The sequence below is a fragment of the Cellulomonas iranensis NBRC 101100 = JCM 18110 genome, from assembly GCF_001552375.1.
Lineage (GTDB): Bacteria > Actinomycetota > Actinomycetes > Actinomycetales > Cellulomonadaceae > Cellulomonas > Cellulomonas iranensis.
Map to the genome: position 1 here is coordinate 19,175 of NZ_BCRB01000010.1, position 20,167 is coordinate 39,341.

19 protein-coding genes are annotated in these 20,167 nt (G+C 75.2%); 14 read left to right on the plus strand and 5 right to left on the minus strand.

What is annotated here, in order from left to right:
- Positions 1 to 47: 47 nt before the first annotated feature.
- Both xylB and xylA read right to left on the minus strand, forming a co-directional pair.
- Positions 48 to 1,487, minus strand: coding sequence for a xylulokinase (xylB, locus tag CS2_RS03185; protein ID WP_070318862.1), 1,440 nt, complete (start codon positions 1,485 to 1,487; stop codon positions 48 to 50).
- Positions 1,488 to 1,633: 146 nt separating this feature from the next.
- Positions 1,634 to 2,824: a xylose isomerase gene (gene xylA / locus CS2_RS03190; RefSeq protein WP_046530063.1), complete on the minus strand. Its 1,191-nt coding sequence runs from the start codon at positions 2,822 to 2,824 to the stop codon at positions 1,634 to 1,636.
- Positions 2,825 to 2,922: 98 nt separating this feature from the next.
- Here xylA and CS2_RS03195 point away from each other — a divergent pair, with 98 nt between their 5' ends.
- The 4 genes from CS2_RS03195 to CS2_RS03210 all read left to right on the plus strand — a co-directional run bounded on the left by CS2_RS03195 (position 2,923) and on the right by CS2_RS03210 (position 8,007).
- Positions 2,923 to 4,218, plus strand: a complete 1,296-nt coding sequence (locus CS2_RS03195; RefSeq protein ID WP_082739757.1) for an ROK family transcriptional regulator — start codon at positions 2,923 to 2,925, stop codon at positions 4,216 to 4,218.
- 314 nt (positions 4,219 to 4,532) lie between these two features.
- On the plus strand, positions 4,533 to 5,615 hold the full coding sequence (locus CS2_RS03200; RefSeq protein WP_070318898.1) for a lactonase family protein: 1,083 nt from the start codon (positions 4,533 to 4,535) through the stop codon (positions 5,613 to 5,615).
- A gap of 244 nt (positions 5,616 to 5,859) precedes the next feature.
- Complete coding sequence (locus CS2_RS03205; protein ID WP_070318863.1) at positions 5,860 to 7,194, plus strand: glycosyltransferase; 1,335 nt, start codon at positions 5,860 to 5,862, stop codon at positions 7,192 to 7,194.
- Positions 7,195 to 7,266: 72 nt separating this feature from the next.
- Positions 7,267 to 8,007: a phosphoglyceromutase gene (locus CS2_RS03210; RefSeq protein ID WP_046531123.1), complete on the plus strand. Its 741-nt coding sequence runs from the start codon at positions 7,267 to 7,269 to the stop codon at positions 8,005 to 8,007.
- Positions 8,008 to 8,184: 177 nt separating this feature from the next.
- Here the strand turns inward: CS2_RS03210 and phoU are convergent, their stop codons facing one another.
- Positions 8,185 to 8,859 (minus strand): phosphate signaling complex protein PhoU, encoded by a 675-nt coding sequence (phoU, locus tag CS2_RS03215; protein ID WP_046530066.1) that lies wholly within the window; start codon positions 8,857 to 8,859, stop codon positions 8,185 to 8,187.
- A gap of 148 nt (positions 8,860 to 9,007) precedes the next feature.
- On the opposite strand from phoU, the gene CS2_RS03220 reads away from it, so the two are divergent.
- The 6 genes from CS2_RS03220 (at position 9,008) to pstB (ending at position 15,303) form a co-directional block, all read left to right on the plus strand.
- Positions 9,008 to 10,297: a sensor histidine kinase gene (locus CS2_RS03220; protein ID WP_070318864.1), complete on the plus strand. Its 1,290-nt coding sequence runs from the start codon at positions 9,008 to 9,010 to the stop codon at positions 10,295 to 10,297.
- Positions 10,294 to 11,004, plus strand: coding sequence for a response regulator (locus CS2_RS03225; RefSeq protein ID WP_070318865.1), 711 nt, complete (start codon positions 10,294 to 10,296; stop codon positions 11,002 to 11,004). The genes CS2_RS03220 and CS2_RS03225 overlap by 4 nt, the downstream gene beginning before the upstream one ends.
- 154 nt (positions 11,005 to 11,158) lie before the next feature.
- Complete coding sequence (gene pstS / locus CS2_RS03230) at positions 11,159 to 12,289, plus strand: phosphate ABC transporter substrate-binding protein PstS (protein ID WP_070318866.1); 1,131 nt, start codon at positions 11,159 to 11,161, stop codon at positions 12,287 to 12,289.
- Between the two features lie 133 nt (positions 12,290 to 12,422).
- Positions 12,423 to 13,427, plus strand: coding sequence for a phosphate ABC transporter permease subunit PstC (gene pstC, locus CS2_RS03235; RefSeq protein ID WP_046530070.1), 1,005 nt, complete (start codon positions 12,423 to 12,425; stop codon positions 13,425 to 13,427).
- Positions 13,427 to 14,485: a phosphate ABC transporter permease PstA gene (gene pstA / locus CS2_RS03240; protein ID WP_046530071.1), complete on the plus strand. Its 1,059-nt coding sequence runs from the start codon at positions 13,427 to 13,429 to the stop codon at positions 14,483 to 14,485. The genes pstC and pstA overlap by 1 nt, the downstream gene beginning before the upstream one ends.
- A 38-nt stretch (positions 14,486 to 14,523) precedes the next feature.
- A complete protein-coding gene (gene pstB / locus CS2_RS03245; RefSeq protein ID WP_046530072.1) occupies positions 14,524 to 15,303 on the plus strand; it encodes a phosphate ABC transporter ATP-binding protein PstB in 780 nt (259 codons plus the stop codon).
- A 76-nt stretch (positions 15,304 to 15,379) separates the two neighbouring features.
- Here the strand turns inward: pstB and CS2_RS03250 are convergent, their stop codons facing one another.
- On the minus strand, positions 15,380 to 15,952 hold the full coding sequence (locus CS2_RS03250; protein ID WP_046530073.1) for a hypothetical protein: 573 nt from the start codon (positions 15,950 to 15,952) through the stop codon (positions 15,380 to 15,382).
- 357 nt (positions 15,953 to 16,309) lie between these two features.
- Between CS2_RS03250 and CS2_RS03255 the strand changes: the two genes are divergently transcribed.
- From CS2_RS03255 to ispF, 3 genes are all read left to right on the plus strand, one after another.
- The gene (locus CS2_RS03255) at positions 16,310 to 16,792 is read left to right on the plus strand and encodes a CarD family transcriptional regulator (RefSeq protein WP_046530074.1); all 483 of its coding nucleotides are present in this window, start codon (positions 16,310 to 16,312) and stop codon (positions 16,790 to 16,792) included.
- Positions 16,793 to 16,883: 91 nt separating this feature from the next.
- Positions 16,884 to 17,627 carry a 2-C-methyl-D-erythritol 4-phosphate cytidylyltransferase gene (gene ispD, locus CS2_RS03260; RefSeq protein WP_070318867.1) on the plus strand — a complete coding sequence of 248 codons (744 nt, stop codon included), beginning with the start codon at positions 16,884 to 16,886 and terminating at the stop codon, positions 17,625 to 17,627.
- The gene (gene ispF / locus CS2_RS03265) at positions 17,624 to 18,112 is read left to right on the plus strand and encodes a 2-C-methyl-D-erythritol 2,4-cyclodiphosphate synthase (protein WP_070318868.1); all 489 of its coding nucleotides are present in this window, start codon (positions 17,624 to 17,626) and stop codon (positions 18,110 to 18,112) included. Before ispD ends, ispF begins: the two co-directional genes overlap by 4 nt.
- Positions 18,113 to 18,132: 20 nt before the next feature.
- Here ispF and CS2_RS03270 read toward each other — a convergent pair whose 3' ends face one another.
- Positions 18,133 to 19,062 (minus strand): EamA family transporter, encoded by a 930-nt coding sequence (locus CS2_RS03270; RefSeq protein ID WP_070318869.1) that lies wholly within the window; start codon positions 19,060 to 19,062, stop codon positions 18,133 to 18,135.
- 72 nt (positions 19,063 to 19,134) lie between these two features.
- Here CS2_RS03270 and CS2_RS03275 point away from each other — a divergent pair, with 72 nt between their 5' ends.
- Positions 19,135 to 20,046 (plus strand): LysR family transcriptional regulator, encoded by a 912-nt coding sequence (locus tag CS2_RS03275; RefSeq protein WP_070318870.1) that lies wholly within the window; start codon positions 19,135 to 19,137, stop codon positions 20,044 to 20,046.
- Positions 20,047 to 20,167 lie beyond the last annotated feature (121 nt).

Here is a 20,167-nt window from a genome sequence, read left to right on the forward strand (position 1 = left end):
GGCCGGCACCCGCGGGTGCCGGCCCCTTCGTCGTCCCGGGACGGGGGTCAGGCCGGGCGGTCGACCGTGAGCTCGCGCGCCGCGGCGTACTGCGCGCGGACGTGCGGCTCGGGCGTGCCGGTCATGACCTCGGCGCCGGTCGACGCCGACCACGCGGGCGGCGCGTCCTGGCCCGACAGGACCCACGCCGCCTGCCGTGCGGCGCCGTCGGCGACGTACTCGCCGGGGGTGGGGACCTGCACGTCGAGCCCGAGGATGCCGGGCAGCACGTGCCGCACGGCCTCCGACTGCGCGCCGCCGCCGATGAGGAAGACCCGCTCGACCGGCACGCCGACCGCGCGCAGCGCGTCGATGCCGTCGGCCAGCGAGCAGAGCATGCCCTCGACGGCCGCGCGCGCGAGGTGCGCGGGCGTCGTGTTGGCCAGGCGCATGCCGTGCAGCGCACCCGTGGCCAGGGGCTTGTTGGGCGTGCGCTCACCCTCGAGGTACGGGATGTGCACGAGGCCGTCGGCGCCCGCGGGGGCCGACAGCGCGAGGCGCGACAGGCCCGCGTGGTCGACGCCGAGCATGCGTGCCGCGGCGTCGAGCACGCGCGACGCGTTCAGCGTGCACGCGAGCGGCAGGTAGGAACCGGTCGCGTCCGCGAAGCCCGTGACGAGGCCGGAGCCGTCGGCCGTCGGCGCGGCGGCCACCGCGGAGACGACGCCCGACGTGCCGAGCGACACCGCGACGTCGCCGGGCAGCAGGCCCAGCGCGAGCGCCGCGGCCGCGTTGTCGCCGGCGCCGGGGCCGAGCACGGGCCGCAGCGCGAATCCGGGCGCCACCGGCCCCGCCTCGTTCGCGGCGAGCACGCGCGGCAGGCGCGGCGTCGAGCCGAGCGCGAGCTCGAGCAGGTCGGTGCGGTAGTCCTCGGTGAACGGCGACCAGTAGCCCGTGCCGGACGCGTCCGACCGGTCGGTCACGAGGCCGTCGAGACCGACCTCGGCCATGCCGCCGGCGAGCTTCCAGGTGAGCCAGTCGTGGGGGAGCGCCACGGCCGCGACGCGCGCCGCGTTCTCGGGCTCGGCGTCGCGCAGCCAGCGCAGCTTCGTGACCGTGAGCGACGCGACGGGCACCGAGCCGATGGCCGACGCCCACGCCTGCGCCCCGGCGGCCGCGTCACCGTCGCCGAGCTCGGCGACGAGGTCCAGCGCGGCCTGCGCCGAGCGCGTGTCGTTCCACAGCAGGGCCTCGCGGACCACCTCGCCGTCGGCGTCGAGCACGACCATGCCGTGCTGCTGCCCGCCCACGCTGATCGCCTCGACGTCGTCGAGGCCGCCCGCGTCGGCGATCGCCGCCTGCAGCGCGTCCCACCAGTGGTGGGGGTGGACCTCGGTGCCGTCGGGGTGCTTCGCGCGGCCCTGGCGCACCAGCGCACCGGTCTGCGCGTCCCGCACCACCACCTTGCACGACTGCGTGGACGAGTCCACACCTGCCACGAGCGTCATCGCGTGTGCTCCTCTGCGAGCGGCCCGGGCGTGCCGGGCGTCGGGTGTCCGAGCGGGGGTCCTGCCGGCCCGCTCGGACGTCGGGTGCCGGGGACGGGCGACGCCCGGGGAGCGCGAGGCTCCCCGGGCGTCGGGTGGTGCTGGGGTCAGCCGCGCGCGCCGAGCGCGTGCTCGAGCGCGAGCTGGTTGAGGCGCACGAAGCCGAAGCCGTGCTTGGCCACGCCGTCGACGTCGAAGTCCTCGAACGCCGAGCGGTCGGCGAGGAAGTCGGCCAGCGACTCGCCCTCGTCCAGCGTCGGCTTGGCGAGCTCGAGCACGCCGGCGGCCTCGACGGCCTCCTGGACCTCGGGGTCCTCGCGGAACGCGATCGCGCGCTCCTTGAGCAGCAGGTACGTCGCCATGTTGGCGCGCGCCGACTCCCAGACGCCGTCGAAGTCCTCGGTGCGCGAGGGCTTGTAGTCGAAGTGCACCGGGCCGGTGTACTTCGGGCCGCCGCCGGGGAAGCCGTTCTCGAGCAGGTCGACGGTCGCGAACGCGGAGAACAGGTCGCCGTGGCCGAACACCAGGTCCTGGTCGTACTTGATGCCGCGCTGGCCGTTGAGGTCGATGTGGAAGAGCTTGTCCGCCCACAGCGCCTGCGCGAGGCCCGTCGTGTAGTTGAGGCCGGCCATCTGCTCGTGGCCCGTCTCGGGGTTGAGGCCGACGATGTCGCCGTGCTCGAGCTTGGCGATGAGGCCCAGCGCGTGCCCGATCGTCGGGAGCAGGATGTCGCCGCGGGGCTCGTTGGGCTTGGGCTCGAGCGCGATGCGCAGCTTGTAGCCCTTCTCCTTGATGTACGCGGCGACCGTGTCGATGCCGTCGGCGTACGCCTGGTGCGCGGCGTAGAGGTCCTTGGCCGAGTCGTACTCGGCGCCCTCGCGGCCGCCCCACATGACGAACGTGTCGGCGTCGAGCGACGCGGCGAGGTCGACGTTGCGCAGGATCTTGCGCAGCGCGTAGCGACGCACGCGGCGGTCGTTGGACGTGAACGCCCCGTCCTTGAAGACGGGGTGCGTGAACGTGTTGGTCGTGACCATCTCGACCGTGATGCCGGTCTCGGCGAGCGCGCCGCGGAAGCGGTCGAGGATCTTCTCGCGCTCGGCGTCCGAGGAGCCGAAGGGCACGACGTCGTCGTCGTGGAAGGTCACGTGCGCCGCGCCGAGCTCGGCGAGCTTGTGCACGGACTCGACCGGGTCGAGCCACGGGCGGGTGGCGGCCCCGAACGGGTCCTGCGCGTTCCATCCGACCGTCCAGAGGCCGAACGAGAACTTGTCGTCGGGGGTGGGCTTGCGAACCATGACGCCTCCACGTCGAGTGCGGTCCGGAGGCGCGTCGATGGCGACCCCGGTTTTGTTCTCGGGATGAATTTATCCCGCGGTCTCGGTAGGGTCAAGCCATGCCGAGGACGGACGACGCACCCGACGCCGCCCCCGGCGACGTCGCCGCGGAGCGTCCCCGGACGCCCCGCACACGGGAGGGCCGGGCGGCCGAGTGCGTGCCCGACCCGCAGCGCGCGGCCCGGCAGGCGCAGATGCGCACGCACAACCTGTCGGTCGCGCTCGCACAGGTCGTCGACGCGACCGAGCCCCCGTCGCGCGCGCAGATCGCCGCCGCGACGGGACTGTCGCGCGGCACCGTCACCGGCCTGGTCGACGTGCTCATCGAGGCCGGGCTCGTGCGCGAGCTCGACCCCGTCGTCGTCGCGCGCGCCGGCCGGCCCGCCGTGCCGCTCGCGCCCGCACCCGGCCGGGTCGCGGGCGTCGGCATGGAGGTCAACGTCGACTACCTGGGGCTGCGCGCCGTCGACCTCGCGGGCGACGTGCTCGTCGAGACCGTCGAGCGGGCCGACCTGCGCGCGAGCGACCCCGGCACCGTCCTCGACCGGCTCGCCGCGCTCGCGGGCCCCGTGCTCGCCGCGCTGTCCGCCGACGGCGTGCGCGTCGCCGGGACCGCGCTCGCGCTGCCGGGGCTCGTCGACCGCATCACCGGACCGCTGCGCTACGCGCCGAACCTCGGGTGGCGCGACGTCGACGTGGTCGCGCGCCTCGCGGCGCACCCCGTGCTCGCGGGCCTGCCGCCGCGCGTCGCCAACGAGGCCAACCTCGCCGCGCGCGCCGAGGCCCACGCGCGCCGCGGACCCGTCGCGCCGTCCTTCCTCTACGTGTCCGGCGAGGTCGGCGTCGGTGGCGCGCTCGTGCTGGACGGCGAGATCTTCCTCGGCCGGCACGGCTGGAGCGGCGAGATCGGGCACGTCGTCGTCGACGCCGGGCCCGGTGCGACCGCGCCCGTGTCGCTCGAGCAGCGTGCCGGGCAGGACGCGATCGCCCGCGCGGCGGGCCTGGCCCCCGGGACGCCGTTCGCCGACGTCGTCGCGGCGGTCGAGGCGGGCGACCCGCGCGCGCTTGACGCCGTGCGCGGCGCCGGGCGGTGGCTCGGCCTCGCGGTGTCGACCGTCGCCAACGTCGTCGACGTCAGCGAGGTCGTGCTCGGCGGCACGTTCGGGCTCGTGTTCGACGAGGTCCGCGGTGCCGTGGCCGACGCGCTCGCCGACCGCGTGATCTTCGCCGACTGGTCGTCGCCCTCGGTGTCCCGCTCGCGCTCCGGGGACTACCCGGCCATGACGGGCGGCGCGCTCGCCGTCCTGCGCACGGTCGTCGCCGACCCCACCCCCTGGATCGCCGCGGCGTCCTGACCCGCCGGGCGCGCGCGTCGCCGCGCCCCGGCGGCCGTCTCGCTGACCGTCGCTTCCGGGCGGCGCGTCTGCGTCCGCATGCCGGGATCGGCTCGTCGCGAGACCGGGCTGACGTGGTTCACGGGGGCCGACGGGCGACCCCAGCCCGGTCTCGGTGGTGCCACGTCCCAGGTCGCGGACGGTACGGTCCGAGCTCCGGCACGACGCCCGCCGGCCGGTGCTCCGGTGGGCGCCCGCGGCCGGCTCCGCCCGTGCGGTCCGTCGACGTCCTGGTGGCTGCGTCGACCACGGCGCGGCTGCGTAGGGTCGTCGCCGTGAGCGCGACGACACCCCTGTGGATCGGCACCTTCCCGCACGCCGGCATCGGCACCGAGGCCGGGCTCGGCGAGGGGATCTGGCGCGTGGACCTCGACCGCACCACCGGCGCCCTGGGCGAGCCGCGGCCCGTCGTCGAGACCCCCGCGCCCACGTTCGTCGCGACGCACCCCGGCGGCCGCTGGCTGTACGCCGTGGGGGAGAGCGAGCGGGGCACGGTCACGGCGTTCGAGGTCACCGCCGACGGCGGTCTCGTGCCCCGCGCGACCGTGACGTCGGGTGGCTCGGCGCCGTGCCACCTGCTGGTCGTCGACGACGCGCTGCTCGTCGCCAACTACGTCGACGGCGTGCTCGCGGTCGTCCCGCTGACGCCCGACGGCGCGGTCCGTCCGGACGTCGTCGCCGCGGGTGTGCCCGTGCAGGTCTTCCCGCACGCGGGGACGGGCCCGGACGCCGACCGCCAGGAGGGCCCGCACGCGCACTTCGTCGCGCTCACTCCCGACCGCCGCCACGTGCTCGTGGCCGACCTCGGCACCGACGAGCTGCGCCGCTACGCGCGCGCGGCCGACGGGACCCTCGTGGCCGACGGCGTGGCGGCCGTGCTGCCGCCCGGCACCGGCCCGCGCCACGTCGCTTTCGCCTCCGACGGCGCGCACCTGTACGTCGCGGGCGAGCTCGACGCGACCGTCCACGTGCTGGCCTGGGACGCGGCGTCGGCGACCGGCTCCCCCCGGCAGACGGTGCCCGCGGTGCCCCCGGCGGAGGCGGCCGACGGCGTGCGCCGGTCGCCGTCGCACGTGCTGCTCGACGGCGACCGTCTGCTGCTGGGCGTGCGCGCGCTCGGCCTGCGCGGCCCGGACGCGGTGACCTCCTACGACGTCCGCGCGGACGGCACGCTCGGCGAGCCGCGCACCGCGCCGCTGCCAGGCCCGACGCCCCGCCACCTCGCGGTCGTCGACGGCTGGACGGTCGTCGCGCTGCAGGACGCGCACGCGCTCGTCGTGCAGGGCCCCGACGGCACCCAGGTGGCGGCCGTCGCGCTGCGCTCGCCGGCGTGCGTCGTGCCGGTCGTCACCGCCTGATACGCCGCACGCCGCACGCCGCGGTGCGGCCGGACTCTCGCCGACGCCCGCCCGCGCGCTCCCGCCCCGCGCGCCTTCCCGCCGCGCGCGTCCACGGACACCCGTGCGGACGACGGACAGCGGCGTGCGGCTGTCCGTCGAGCCGCGACCGTGTCCGTCGGCGCCCGGGGTGCGCGCCGGAGCGGTGGGTCCGGCCGGTGGGCACCGGTGGCGTGCCCGCCCCGGCGGCGGTCCACAATGGGGGGTGACCACCGACCGGGCGCCGCGCGTCGCCATGCTCTCGGTGCACACGTCGCCGCTCGACCAGCCCGGCACGGGCGACGCGGGCGGCATGAACGTGTACGTGCTGGAGCTCGCGCACGCGCTCGCGGCGCGGGGTGCGCGCGTCGAGGTGTTCACGCGCGCCACCCGGTCCGACGTGCCGGAGACGGTGGTCCTCGACGGCGCCGACGCCGCGGGGCGCGGGCTGACGGACGCCGACGCGCGGGGCGTGCTGCTGGCCGACGCGGTGCCGCCGGGCGTCACGCCGCCCGTGCTGGTGCACCACGTGCCCGCGGGGCCGTTCGAGGCGCTCGACAAGAACGACCTGCCCGGCGTGCTGTGCGGCATGGCCGCGGGCGTGCTGCGCTCCGAGGCGGCGCGCCGGCCCGGCTGGTACGACGTCGTGCACTCGCACTACTGGCTGTCGGGCCAGGTGGGGGCGATCGCGGCGCAGCGCTGGGAGGTGCCGCTGGTCCACACCGCGCACACGCTCGCGAAGGTGAAGAACGCGAACCTCGGCCCGGGTGACGCGCCCGAGCCGACCGTGCGTGTCGTCGGCGAGGAGCAGGTCGTCGCGGACGCGGACGCGCTCGTCGCGTCGACGCCTGTCGAGGCGCGCGAGCTCGTCGAGCTGTACGGCGCGGACCCGGAGCGCGTGCACGTCGTCGAGCCGGGCGTGGACCTCGACCGGTTCCGGCCCGGCGGCCCCGGCGCGCGGGCCGACGCGCGGCGTCGCCTGGGCCTGCCGACCGACCGGCCGGTGGTGCTGTTCGCGGGGCGCGTGCAGCCGCTCAAGGCGCCCGACGTGCTGGTCCGCGCGCTCGGCGTGCTGCGCGCCACGGGTCGTGCCGTGCCGCAGCTCGTGGTGCTGGGCGGGCCGAGCGGGCGTCCGACGGCGGTGCGCGAGCTGCTCGCGCTCGCGGTGACGCTCGGCGTCGACGACGACGTCGTGGTGCGCCCGCCGGCGCCGCGCGACGAGCTCGCCGCGTGGTACCGCGCGGCCGACGTCGTCGCGATGCCGTCCCGCTCGGAGTCGTTCGGCCTGGTCGCGGTCGAGGCGCAGGCCACGGGCACGCCCGTGCTCGCGGCCGCCGTGGGCGGGCTGCGCACGGTCGTCGACGACGACGTGTCGGGCCGGCTCGTGCCGGGGCACGACCCCGCGGTGTGGGCCGACGCGATCGCCGACGCGCTCGCGGACCCGGGGCGACGCGCGCGCTGGGGCGAGGGCGCGCGGCGGGTCGCCGAGCGGTACGCGTGGACGACGGCCGCGGACCAGCTCCTCAAGGTCTACGCGGTCGCGGGCGAGGCGCGTCGCTGACCCGCGTCCGTCCCGCGGACCGCGGGACGGACGTCCCTGCGGGGCCCGCCGGGCTGGGGCAGGATGGACGTCATGACCTACACCCTCGTGCTGCTCCGCCACGGCGAGAGCGAGTGGAACGCGAAGAACCTGTTCACCGGCTGGGTGGACGTCCCCCTCTCCGAGAAGGGCGTCGAGGAGGCCAAGCGGGGCGGCAAGCTCCTGACGGACGCGGGTGTGCTCCCGGACGTCGTGCACACGTCGCTGCTGCGCCGCGCGATCACGACCGCGAACTACGCGCTCGACGTGGCCGACCGCCTGTGGATCCCCGTGAAGCGCTCGTGGCGCCTCAACGAGCGTCACTACGGTGCGCTGCAGGGCAAGAACAAGAAGCAGACGCTCGACGAGTACGGCGAGGAGCAGTTCATGCTCTGGCGCCGCTCGTACGACGTGCCGCCGCCGGAGATCGAGCTCGGCACCGAGTTCTCGCAGGACCAGGACCCGCGCTACGCCGGTGAGCCGATCCCGCGCACCGAGGCGCTCGCGCAGGTCCTCGAGCGCGCGCTGCCGTACTGGGACGCCGAGATCGTGCCCGACCTGAAGTCCGGCAAGACCGTCCTGGTCGCCGCGCACGGCAACTCGATCCGCTCGATCGTCAAGTACCTCGACGACGTCGACGAGCAGACCATCGCGGGCATCAACATCCCCACGGGCATCCCGCTCGTCTACCACCTGGACGAGGAGACGCTGAAGCCGACGAACCCCGGCGGCACGTACCTCGACCCCGAGGCGGCCGAGGCGGCCATCGCGGCCGTGGCGAACCAGGGTCGCTGAACGCCCTGACGCACCGCTGACGCACGACGACGGCCGGTCCACCCACGGGTGGGCCGGCCGTCGTCGTCGGTGCGGCCCCCGGGGCCGGGACGCGACGAGGCGCCCGCCCCCTCCCCGGGACGGACGCCTCGTCGTCCGTGGCGGGGCGGTCGGCCCCGCGGACGGCACGGGTGCCGGTCAGGCGCCCCGCACCGCGGCCGGGTCCAGCGCGTCGGCGAGGTCACCCGTCACCAGGTAGACCATGCGCCGCGCGACGGACACGCCGTGGTCGCCGAACCGCTCGTAGTAGCGGCCCAGCAGCGTGACGTCGACGGTCTCCTGCGTGCTGCGCTCCCACGGGCCCGACAGCATCGCGGTGAACGTGTCGGAGTGCAGCGCGTCCAGCAGGTCGTCGTCCTGCTGGATCGACTCGGCCAGCGCCATGTCCCGCGTCTCCAGCAGGGTCGCGACGCGGCGGGCGACGCGCACGGCGGCGTCCTGCATCTGCGTGAACGTCGGCTCGAGCCCGGCCGGCACGGCCGTCCCGGGGTACCGCAGCCGTGCGACCTGCGCGACGTGCCGCGCGAGGTCCCCCATGCGCTCGAGCGACGCGCTCATGCGCAGCGCCGACACGACGACCCGCAGGTCGGTCGCGACGGGCTGCTGCTGCGCGAGCAGCCGCACGCAGCGGTCGTCGAGGTCGCGCTCGAGCGCGTCGATCGCGAGGTCGTCGGCGATCACGGACTCGGCGAGCTGGAGGTCGGCGGTGAGCAGCGCGATCCCCGCGCTGCTGATGGCCTGCTCGACCCGGCCGGCCATGGCGACCAGGTCCTGGCCGAGCTGCGTGAGCTCGGCCTCGAAGATGTCCCGCATGTGCTCCCTCTCCCTGCGCGTGTGCAGCCCACACGGTGGCACGCGTCGGTGAACGAGCGCCGCCCGGCAGGTGAACAGCCGGCGGCGGTTCGTGGTCCCGCGCCGTCGGTGGCGCGGAGCCCCGCGGAGCCGCGCCTAGTGTGGCCCCGTGGAGTGGTTCCTGGATGCCGTGCCGCTGGCGGCGGGCGTGCTCGGCGTCCTCGTCGGCGCGGTCGCGATGGCGGCGTTCCGGTGGAGCGAGCGCGAGCAGCGCCGTGTGCCGCCGCAGCCCGAGCCGGAGCTCGAGGACGGCCTGGTGCGCACGCTGGCCGTGCTGCGCTCGGCGGCCGTGGTGCTCGACGCGCAGGACCGCGTGGTGCGGGCGAGCCCGCCCGCGCACGCGCTGGGCCTGGTGCGCGACGGGCGGCTCGTGCACGCCGCGATGCGCGACATGGTCACGGACGTGCGCCGCGACGGCGTGATCCGGGACGAGGAGCTCGACGTGCCGCGCGGCCCGGTCGGCCCGGCGCGGCTCATGGTCCAGGTGCGGGTCGCGCAGGTGACGCCGGACCACGTGCTGCTGCTCGCGGAGGACCTCACGCAGGCGCGCCGGCTCGAGGCGATCCGACGCGACTTCGTCGTCAACGTGTCGCACGAGCTGAAGACGCCCGTGGGTGCGCTGTCGCTGCTGGCCGAGACCGTGCAGGACGCGGCCGACGACCCCGAGGCGGTGCGCCGGTTCAGCGGGCGCATGCGCGCCGAGGCCGCGCGGCTGTCGGCGCTCGTGCACGAGATCATCGAGCTGTCGCGCCTGCAGGTCGCGGGCGCGCTCGAGGACGTCGAGGCGGTCGGGGTCGACGACGTCGTCGCCGAGGCCGTCGACCGCGCGCGCACGGGCGCCGACGCCAAGCAGATCCGCATCGCGGCGGGCGGCGACCGCGGGGTCACGGTGTTCGGCGACCACAACCTGCTCGTCACGGCCGTGCGCAACCTGCTGGACAACGCGGTCGCGTACTCGCCCGAGGGCACGCGCGTGAGCCTGGGCGTCCGGCGCCGCGGCGAGCTCGTCGAGATCGCGGTGGTCGACGAGGGCGTCGGCATCGCGGAGGCCGACCAGGACCGCGTGTTCGAGCGGTTCTACCGCGTGGACCCCGCGCGCTCGCGCGACACGGGCGGCACCGGGCTCGGGCTGTCGATCGTCAAGCACGTCGCGGCGGACCACGGCGGCGACGTGTCGGTGTGGTCGCAGCCCGGCCGGGGCTCGACGTTCACGCTCCGTCTCCCGGTGGCCGACGCGCGCGGCGACGACGCGCCGGACGCGTCCGCCGCGGACGCGCCGGACGCCGCCGGCACGACCTCGTCGACGCCGGGTGCGCCCGGCGCACCCGACCACCCGACCGACGCCCCGGCGCGCCGCGAGCCGCGCACGCCGCCGAACCTCTCCAGGAGCACCCCGTGACCCGCATCCTGCTCGTCGAGGACGAGGAGTCCTACCGCGACCCGCTGTCCTACCAGCTCGGCCGCGAGGGCTACGACGTCGTGACCGCCGCGACGGGCCCCGACGCGCTCGACGCGTTCGCCGAGCACGGCGCCGACCTCGTGCTGCTCGACCTCATGCTCCCGGGCCTGCCGGGCACCGAGGTGTGCCGTCGGCTGCGTCTGGAGTCCGACGTGCCGGTCATCATGCTCACGGCCAAGGACGACGAGATCGACAAGGTCGTGGGCCTCGAGCTGGGCGCCGACGACTACGTGACCAAGCCGTACTCGTCGCGCGAGCTGCTCGCGCGGATCCGCGCGGTGCTGCGGCGCCGCGAGGCGGCGGGCCGTGCGCCGTCGGACGACGGCGAGGACGACGGCACGCTCGAGGTCGCGCACGTGCGCATGGACGTCGACCGGCACACCGTGCACGTGGACGGCGCGCTCGTGCCGTTCCCGCTCAAGGAGTTCGAGCTCCTCGAGATGCTGCTGCGCAACCCGGGCCGCGTGCTCACGCGGGGCCAGCTCATCGACCGTGTGTGGGGCTCGGACTACGTGGGCGACACCAAGACGCTCGACGTCCACGTCAAGCGCATCCGCGCGAAGATCGAGGCGGACCCGTCCGCGCCGACGCTGCTCACCACGGTCCGCGGGCTCGGCTACAAGCTGTCGGACGGCACCGAGGACTGACGTGCCGTGACGCACGTCGCACCCGGACGCGCGTCTGGTCGACCACCGTTCACCCGGGGTTCACCGAGCACCGCCGGTGCGGTCACCTGCCGCCCCTACCGTCGGCGTCGGCCGCGCACCGACCGGTGCGCGCGGACCGACAGGACGGGACACAGTGAAGCTCACCCCCCACAAGCGTTTCGGTGCGGTCGCCCTCACGGGCGTGCTCGCCCTCGCGCTCGCCGCGTGCTCCTCGACCTCCTCGGCGGAGCCGGGTGAGACGTCGGGCGCCGGCGGTGGCTCCGCGGCCGAGCTGAGCGGCTCGCTCGCCGGTGCGGGCGCCTCGTCGCAGGAGAAGGCCGTGGCCGGCTGGATCGCCGGCTTCAACGACACGTACCCCGACGTGGCCGTCAGCTACGACGCCGCGGGCTCGGGCGGCGGCCGCGAGCAGTTCCTCTCGGGCGGCGTGCAGTTCGCCGGCTCGGACGCGGCGCTCAAGCCGGAGGAGATCGAGAAGGCCACCGAGCGCTGCTTCGGCGGCGAGGCCCTCGAGCTCCCGCTCTACATCAGCCCGATCGCGGTCGTGTACAACCTGCCGGACCTCGACACCGAGCACCTGCAGCTCTCGGCGGCGACGATCGCGAAGATCTTCAACCGCGAGATCACGACGTGGGACGACCCGGCGATCGCCGCGGAGAACCCCGACGTCACGCTGCCGTCGACGGGCATCATCCCGGTCAACCGCAACGACGAGTCGGGCACGACCGAGAACTTCACGGAGTACCTCGCGGCGGCGTCGGACGGCGCCTGGCCGCACGAGGCCTCGGGCGACTGGCCGCTGTCCGGCGGGCAGTCCGGCAAGGGCACGCAGGGCATGATCGACACGGTCTCGGGCGCCGAGGGCGCGATCGGCTACGCCGACGCGTCGCGCGCCGGCGACCTGGGCACGGTCGCGCTGAAGGTCGGCGACGAGTACGTGCCGTTCTCGGCCGAGGCCGCCGCGAAGGTCGTCGACGCGTCGCCCGCCGCGGCGGACGCCACCGACAAGCGCCTGGTCGTCGAGCTCGACCGCACGACCACCGAGAAGGGCGCCTACCCGCTCGTCCTGGTGTCGTACTCGATCGCCTGCTCGACGTACGACTCCGAGTCGGACGCGAACAACGTCAAGGCGTACCTGTCCTACGTCGCGAGCCCGGAGGGCCAGGAGCGCGCGGCCGACCCGAGCGTCGCGGGCTCCGCGCCGATCTCGGACGACCTGCGCACCAAGGTGCAGGCCGCGATCGACGCCATCACGGTCGCGAGCTGACCGCACGGATGACCGCAGCGCGCACCCGCCCCGGGGACCGGCCCGTCGCCGGCCCCGGGGCGGGGGCGTGCCCGCACCGCCCCTGAGCACCGCCCCACCCTCCCCGCCCCTGCGGACCACACCCGGAGCAGCCGTGGCCGTCACCACCAGCACACCCCCGCAGCGGGGCGCCGACCCGCAGGCGCCCGCCGACGCGGGCGCCGCCGTGCGCGCCGCCTCGACCGGACGCGTCGCGAGCCGCGTCTTCGCGGGCCTGTCCACGGGCGCCGGCGTCCTCATCCTCGTGACGCTCGCCGCGGTCGCCGTCTTCCTCGTCATGGAGGCGTGGCCGGCCCTCACGGCGTCGTCCGAAGACCTCGAGGCGATCTCGTGGTTCAACGCGTCCTCGGTCGCCGCGTACGTCGGGCCGCTCGTCTTCGGCACGCTGCTGGCCTCGGTGCTGGCGCTGCTGCTCGCGGTGCCCGTGTCGATCGGCATCGCGCTGTTCATCTCGCACTACGCGCCGCGCCGGCTCGCGCAGGGCCTGGGCTACCTCATCGACCTGCTCGCGGCGATCCCGTCGGTCGTCTACGGCCTGTGGGGCGCGCTGTGGCTCATCGGGCAGCTCGACCCGGTGTTCACGTGGCTGTCGTCGACGCTCGGGTTCGTGCCGCTCTTCGAGGGCTACCAGGCGCCCGCCAAGAACGTGCTGTCGGCGTCGGTCGTGCTCGCCGTCATGATCCTGCCGATCATCACGGCCGTCTCGCGCGAGGTGTTCCTGCAGACCCCGCGCCTGCACGAGGAGGCGTCGCTCGCGCTCGGCGCGACGCGCTGGGAGATGGTGCGCATGGCCGTGCTGCCGTTCGGCCGCTCGGGCGTCATCAGCGCCGCGATGCTCGGACTGGGGCGTGCGCTCGGCGAGACGATGGCCGTGCTCATGGTCATCTCGCCCGGGTTCCTCTACTCGTTCTTCCTGCTGAAGCCGGGGCAGCACCAGACCATCGCCGCGAACATCGCCTCGAAGTTCCCCGAGTCGAGCGGCCTGAGCGTCAGCGCCCTCATCGCGACGGGTCTCGCGCTGTTCGTCGTGACGTTCGCCGTCAACTTCGCCGCGCGCTGGATCATCGCGCGGCGCGCCGAGTTCTCGGGAGCCAACTGATGACCGCCGACGTCGCCCCCGCCGGGCTGCTCGCCGACGCCACGTACCGGCGGCTGCCGTCGTGGGCCCCGTGGGGGTTCGCGGGTGGTGCGCTGGTCCTCGCGTTCCTCGTGCTCCTGGTCGCCGGGACGCCGGGCGTGCCCGGCGTCGTCGCGCTCGGCGCGGCGCTGTACGTGCTGTCGCTGAGCATCACCTCGCGCGTGGTCGAGGGGCCGCGCCGCGCCGCCGACCGGCTCGCGACGACGCTCGTGACGGGCTCGTTCCTGCTCGCGCTGATCCCGCTGGTCTCGCTCCTGCTGCTGGTGCTCACGCGCGGCTCGACGTCGTTCAGCTGGTCGTTCCTCACGACCGACATGGTCGGGATCTTCGGCGACATGACCGACGGCGGCATCCGGCACGCGGTCGTCGGCACGCTCATGGTGACGCTCGCCGCGGCGGTGATCTCGGTGCCGATCGGCCTGCTCACGGCGATCTACCTCGTGGAGTACGGGCGCGGGCCGCTCGCGCGGGCCATCACGTTCCTCGTCGACGTCATGACGGGCATCCCGTCGATCGTCGCGGGCCTGTTCGCGTTCGCGCTGTTCACCCTGGTCTTCGGTCCCGCGTACCGCGCGGGCGTCATGGGGGCCGTCGCGCTCGCGCTGCTCATGACGCCGGTAGTCATCCGCTCGGTCGAGGAGATGCTGCGTCTCGTGCCCAACGAGCTGCGCGAGGCGTCGTACGCGCTGGGCGTGCCGAAGTGGCTGACGATCGTCAAGGTCGTGCTGCGCACCGCCGCGGCGGGCATCGTCACGGGCGTCATGCTCGCGGTCGCCCGCGTCATCGGCGAGACCGCGCCGCTCCTGCTGACCGTCGGCCTGGTGACCCAGGTCAACTGGGACCTGTTCGACGGCCGCATGGCGACCCTCCCCGTGTTCGCGTACCGCCAGTACGAGCAGGGCGGCACCGGCATCGACCGGGCCTGGGCCGCGGCGCTCACGCTCATCCTCATCGTCATGCTCCTCAACCTCGTGGCCCGGCTCGTCAGCCGCTGGTTCGCCCCGAAGGGCGCCCGCTGACCGCGGGCCCGCTCCGACCCGAAGGAAGGACCCTCCCCATGTCCAAGCGGATCGACGTCTCCGACCTCGACGTCTTCTACGGCGACTTCCTCGCCGTCGAGGGCGTCAACATGACCATCGAGGCCCGGCAGGCCACGGCGCTCATCGGCCCGTCCGGCTGCGGCAAGTCGACGTTCCTGCGCACCCTCAACCGCATGCACGAGGTCATCCCCGGTGCGCGCGTGCAGGGCAAGGCGCTCATGGACGGCCAGGACCTGTACGGCACCGACGTCGACCCGGTGACGGTGCGCCGGCAGATCGGCATGGTCTTCCAGCGCCCCAACCCGTTCCCGACGATGTCGATCGCGGACAACGTGCTCGCGGGCGTGCGCCTCAACAACCGCCGCATGTCGAAGGGCGACCAGCAGGACCTCGTCGAGCGGTCGCTGCGCGGCGCGAACCTGTGGAACGAGGTCAAGGACCGCCTCGCGCGCCCGGGGTCGAGCCTGTCGGGCGGGCAGCAGCAGCGGCTGTGCATCGCGCGCGCGATCGCCGTGAAGCCGCAGGTGCTGCTCATGGACGAGCCGTGCTCGGCGCTCGACCCGATCTCGACGCTCGCGATCGAGGACCTCATCGCCGAGCTCAAGTCGGAGTACACGATCGTCATCGTCACGCACAACATGCAGCAGGCCGCGCGCGTCTCCGACCGCACCGCGTTCTTCAACATCGCGGGCACCGGCAAGCCGGGCAGGCTCATCGAGATGGACGACACCGCGACGATGTTCTCGTCGCCGCGCGAGCAGGCCACCGAGGACTACATCTCGGGCCGCTTCGGTTGAGCCGTCCCCGCACGCACGACGGGCCGACCACCGCGCGGTGGTCGGCCCGTCGTGCGTGGTGCGGGGTCGGGGGGCGTCAGCCCTCCTCGTCGCCCTCCTGGCCGGACGGCTGCGACGCGTCGCGCGTGGCGGCGGGGGTGGCGGTCGACGTCGCGGTGGTGTCGGGGAGCAGCGCCTGGTACTCGGGCAGCTTGTCGTTCAGCACGGGCACCTGGAGCTGCACGGAGCCGCTCGACGCGGTCGCGACCGTGACGGTCGTCAGCCCGCCGGGGGCGGCGTCGACGGCGGCGACCTCGACGTCGGCCGTCTCGTAGCGCGGGGGCGCGTCGGGGGCGCCGAGCAGCACGGTGGTCGACGCGGCGACGGGCACGCGGACCTCCTCGCCGGCGATCGTGAGCGTGACGGTCTCGTCCTGCGACGAGCCGTTGGCCAGCGCACCGGTGAGCGTGCCGGGCTGCCCCTCGGCCTGCGCGACGACGATCATGTTGAGCACGCGCACGTCGCCGACCGTGGTCGCGACGCCGTCGGACGGCTGGTAGTCCGCGATCGTCGCGATCGGGTTGGTGGCCGAGCAGCCGCTCAGCGCGAGGACGGCGGCGGCCGCCAGACCGGCGGCGGTCCGGGCGGTGCGGGGGCGGAGGCGGGTCACGAGGGCTCCTGCTCGGTCTCGCGCGCGGGGGCGGGGTGGGACGGTGGTCACGACCAGCACCCACGCGCGTGTGGTAGCGCGGGGAGCCGCAGGTCAGCCTACCCGTGGCGCGCCCCTGCGGGGGTGCCGGGCGGGTGCCGGGCGGGTGCTGCGGGGGTCGTGCGCGGGTCCTGCGACGGTCGCGCGCCGGGCCCCGCGGGCGCCGTCGCGGCGTGCCGGGGCGTGCGCGGCCGTCGCGCGAACTGCGTGCGACGGGCGGGTGACGAGCCTCTGACCTGGGCGGACGCCCGGGAAGCGCCGGAAATCACGGCAATCCGGCGTGATACCATACACGTCTGCGAAAGGGGACACCTGCAGATGACTTTCACTGTTGGGGAGACCGTCGTCTACCCGCACCACGGTGCAGCCAAGATCGAGGAGATCAAGAGCCGGACCATCCGGGGCGAGGAGAAGATCTACCTCAAGCTCAAGGTCGCGCACGGTGACCTGACCATCGAGGTTCCGGCGGAGAACGTCGACCTCGTCGGTGTTCGCGACGTCGTCGGCCAGGAGGGCCTGGACCGCGTGTTCGAGGTGCTGCGCGCCCCGTACACCGAGGAGCCCACCAACTGGTCGCGGCGCTACAAGGCCAACCTCGAGAAGCTCCAGTCGGGCGACGTCATCAAGGTCGCGGAGGTCGTGCGCGACCTGTCGCGGCGCGACGCCGACCGTGGCCTGTCGGCCGGTGAGAAGCGCATGCTCGCCAAGGCCCGGCAGATCCTCGTCTCGGAGCTCGCGCTCGCCGAGAAGACCGAGGAGGACAAGGCCGAGGCCATCCTCGACGAGGTCCTCGCCTCCTGATCCGCACGCACGACGGTCCGGGTGCACGCCGCCCGGGCCGTCTGCTGTGTCGGGGACCCGTGCGCCCCGCCGCACGGGGCACGATGCGCACATGACCATCGCCGCCGTCCTCACCGCCGCCGGGAGCGGCACGCGCCTCGGGCACACGCTGCCCAAGGCGCTCGTGCCCGTGTCCGGCGAACCCCTCGTGGTCCATGCCGCCCGCGCCCTGCTCGCGGCGCGCACGGCGGACGGTGCCGCCGTCTCCCAGCTGGTCGTCACGGCGCCCGAGACGCATCTCGACGTGGTCGCGGCGCTGCTCGACGACGTGGTCGACGCGGCCGCCGCCGAGGTCCGGCTCGACGTCGTCGGGGGCGGGCGCACGCGTCAGGAGTCGGTCGCGGCGGGCCTCGCGGAGCTCACCGACGACGTCGACGTCGTGCTGGTGCACGACGCCGCGCGCCCCCTCGTCCCGGCGGACCTGGTGGCGCGGGTCGCCGACGCGGTGCGCGCGGGGCACGTCGCCGTCGTGCCGGGGCTCCCGGTGGTCGACACCGTCAAGCGGGTCGGCCAGGGCGACGAGCGCGGACGGCCCGTGGTCGAGACCGTGCCGCGCGCGGACCTCGTCGCCGTGCAGACGCCGCAGGGCTTCGACCGTGACGTGCTCGAGCGCGCGCACGCGGTGGGCACCGGGCGCGGCGCGTCCGAGGCGACCGCCGCGTCGGACGACGCGGGGCTCGTCGAGGCGACGGGCGTCGCGGTGTGGGTGGTGCCGGGCGACGAGCGCGCGGCGAAGGTGACGACGGCCCGCGACCTGCTGGTCGCGCAGGCCCTGACGACGGGAGCGCTCGCGTGAACCTCCGCACCGGCATCGGCGTCGACGTGCACGCCTACGACCCCGACCCCGCGCCCGACGCGGTGCTGCACCTCGCGGGCCTCGAGTGGCCCGGGGAGCGGCCGCTCGCGGGGCACTCCGACGCGGACGTCGCGGCGCACGCGGCGGCCGACGCGCTGCTCTCGGCCGCCGGGCTGGGCGACCTCGGGGCGCAGTTCGGCACGTCCGACCCGCGGTGGGCGGGGGCGTCCGGTGCGGCGCTGCTCGCGGAGACGGCGCGGCGCGTCCGGGCGGCGGGCTTCACGCTGGGCAACGTCGCGGTGCAGGTGATCGGCAACCGGCCGAAGCTCGGCCCGCGTCGCGTCGAGGCGCAGGCCGTGCTGTCGATGGCGTGCGGCGCGCCCGTGACGGTGTCCGCGACGACGACCGACGCGCTGGGCCTGACGGGCCGCGGCGAGGGGGTCGCGGCGATCGCGACGGCGCTCGTCTCGCTCGGGACCGACTGACGTCCCGCGGGCGCCGCCCGCTAGCCGGCGGTGACCGCCGGGACCGGCGCGGGCGCGTCCTGCGGTGCGGGACGGCGACGCGCGGGCGCCGACCCGAGCAGCACGCCGCCGACCACGACGGCGCCGAGCGCGAGCTCGACGGGCGGCACGGCCTCGCGCAGCACGAGCCACGACGCCGCGATCCCGACGACGGGGACGAGCATCGAGAACGGTGCGACGACGCTCGACGGGTGGCGCGTCATGAGCCACGTCCACAGGCCCGTGCCGACGAGCGTCGCGACGAGCACGGTGTACGCGAGGCCGCCGAGGGCGGCGAGTCCGGTGGGCGACGTGAGGCCCCGGAACGACGCGGCCACGGCGTCCGGGCCCTCGACCAGGAGCGAGACCGCGAGCATCGGCAGCGGGGGCACGACCGACATCCACAGCACGAGGCGGAAGGGCGCGTCGGTGCGGGCCTGGCGGTTGGCGAGGTTGCCGAGCGCCCAGCCGAGGCCGCCGCAGAGCGTGAGGACGACGGGCAGCAGGGTCGCGCCGCCGTCCAGCCCGGCGCGGTGCACCGCGATGCCGCCGAGCCCCAGCACGGCGACCAAGACGCCCAGGCCCTGCCGCGGGCTGAGGCGCTCGCGCAGCAGCGCGGCCGCCAGGAGCACGGTGAACGGCGCCGAGGACTGCAGCACGAGCGACGCGAGACCGGTCGGCATGCCGGTGTCCATGGCGAGGTAGAGGAACAGGAACTGCAGCACGCCGAAGCCGAGCCCGTAGCCCAGCACCCAGCGCCACGCGACGCGCGGCCGGGGGACCAGCAGGACCGTGGGGACGGCGATGACCGCGAACCGCAGCGCCACGAGCAGGAACGGCGGGAACTGCTGGAGCGAGAGGTGGATCGCGACGAAGTTGAGGCCCCAGGTGACGGCGACGAGGGCGGCGAGCAGGCGGTGACGGAGCGGCACGCGGTCGAGTCTGCGGGGCTCGACCGTGCAGCACCATCGAAAAGACCTGCAGCGACGATGTAGCGTCACTGCATGGATCCGTCCGCTCTCTCGACGCTGCGGGCGGTGCGCGCGCACGGCGGCGTCACCGCGGCCGCGGCGGTGCGGCACCTCACGCCGTCCGCCGTGTCCCAGCAGCTCGCGACGCTGCAGCGCGAGGTCGGCGTCGCCCTCACGGAGCGCGCGGGTCGCGGCGTGCGCCTCACCCCCGCGGGCCACGCGCTCGCGGACGCCGCTCTCGACGTCGCCGTCGCGCTCGAGCGCGCGCGTGCCGCGTGCGACGCGTTCGTGGCGAGCCCCGGCGGGACCGTGACCGTCAGCGCGTTCTCGAGCGGCGCCGAGCTGCTCCTCCCGGGCCTCCTGGGCCGCGTCGCCGCGCTCGGGGGAGTGACGGTCGAGTGCGCGGACGAGGACGTCGCGCAGGACCGGTTCGTCGCGTTGACCGACCGGTTCGACCTCGTGGTCGCGCACCGGCCCGACGGCGGCGTCGGGTGGGGGGCCGACGTCGTGGTCGAGCCGCTCCTGCGCGAGCCGCTCGATGTGGCCGTGCCGTCCGACCACCCGCTGGCGGCCGGCGGGTCGGTCGCACCCGGGGACCTGGTCGACCTGCCCTGGATCGCCGTGCGGGAGGGGTTCCCGGTCGCGCGCGTCCTCGACGAGCTGACCGTGCGCACGGGCGTCGAGCCGCGGGTCGTGCACCGCATCAACGACTTCCACGTCGTCGAGGCGCTCGTCGCCGCGGGGCACGGCGTGAGCCTGCTGCCGCGCTTCACGACGCGCGCGGGGCCGGGTTCCGGGCTGCGGCTGCTGCCGCTGCGCGACGTGCGCGCGGGTCGCCTGGTCGAGGTGCTGCTGCGCCCGGACCGTGCGCGCCGGGTCGCGGTGCAGCGCGTGCTCACCGAGCTGCGAGCGCTCGCCGCGGACGTCGCCGCGTCCACGTCCTGACCGCGGTGTCAGGATGTGGACACGCTTCCACCCGGGCGGGTGAACCTCGGCGCGCGGACCCCGGCCGTGGTGCGGCAGGGGTCGCGGGGCTCGTCGCGAACCGGGCGAATCACCGGTACGG

Excerpts from the sequence above, each read along its gene's own strand:
- xylB (WP_070318862.1), bottom strand. The coding sequence starts at position 1,487 with ATGACGCTCGTGGCAGGTGTGGACTCGTCCACGCAGTCGTGCAAGGTG.
- xylA (WP_046530063.1), bottom strand. The coding sequence starts at position 2,824 with ATGGTTCGCAAGCCCACCCCCGACGACAAGTTCTCGTTCGGCCTCTGG.
- CS2_RS03195 (WP_082739757.1), top strand. The coding sequence starts at position 2,923 with ATGCCGAGGACGGACGACGCACCCGACGCCGCCCCCGGCGACGTCGCC.
- CS2_RS03210 (WP_046531123.1), top strand. The coding sequence starts at position 7,267 with ATGACCTACACCCTCGTGCTGCTCCGCCACGGCGAGAGCGAGTGGAAC.
- phoU (WP_046530066.1), bottom strand. The coding sequence starts at position 8,859 with ATGCGGGACATCTTCGAGGCCGAGCTCACGCAGCTCGGCCAGGACCTG.
- pstA (WP_046530071.1), top strand. The coding sequence starts at position 13,427 with ATGACCGCCGACGTCGCCCCCGCCGGGCTGCTCGCCGACGCCACGTAC.
- pstB (WP_046530072.1), top strand. The coding sequence starts at position 14,524 with ATGTCCAAGCGGATCGACGTCTCCGACCTCGACGTCTTCTACGGCGAC.
- CS2_RS03255 (WP_046530074.1), top strand. The coding sequence starts at position 16,310 with ATGACTTTCACTGTTGGGGAGACCGTCGTCTACCCGCACCACGGTGCA.
- ispD (WP_070318867.1), top strand. The coding sequence starts at position 16,884 with ATGACCATCGCCGCCGTCCTCACCGCCGCCGGGAGCGGCACGCGCCTC.
- CS2_RS03275 (WP_070318870.1), top strand. The coding sequence starts at position 19,135 with ATGGATCCGTCCGCTCTCTCGACGCTGCGGGCGGTGCGCGCGCACGGC.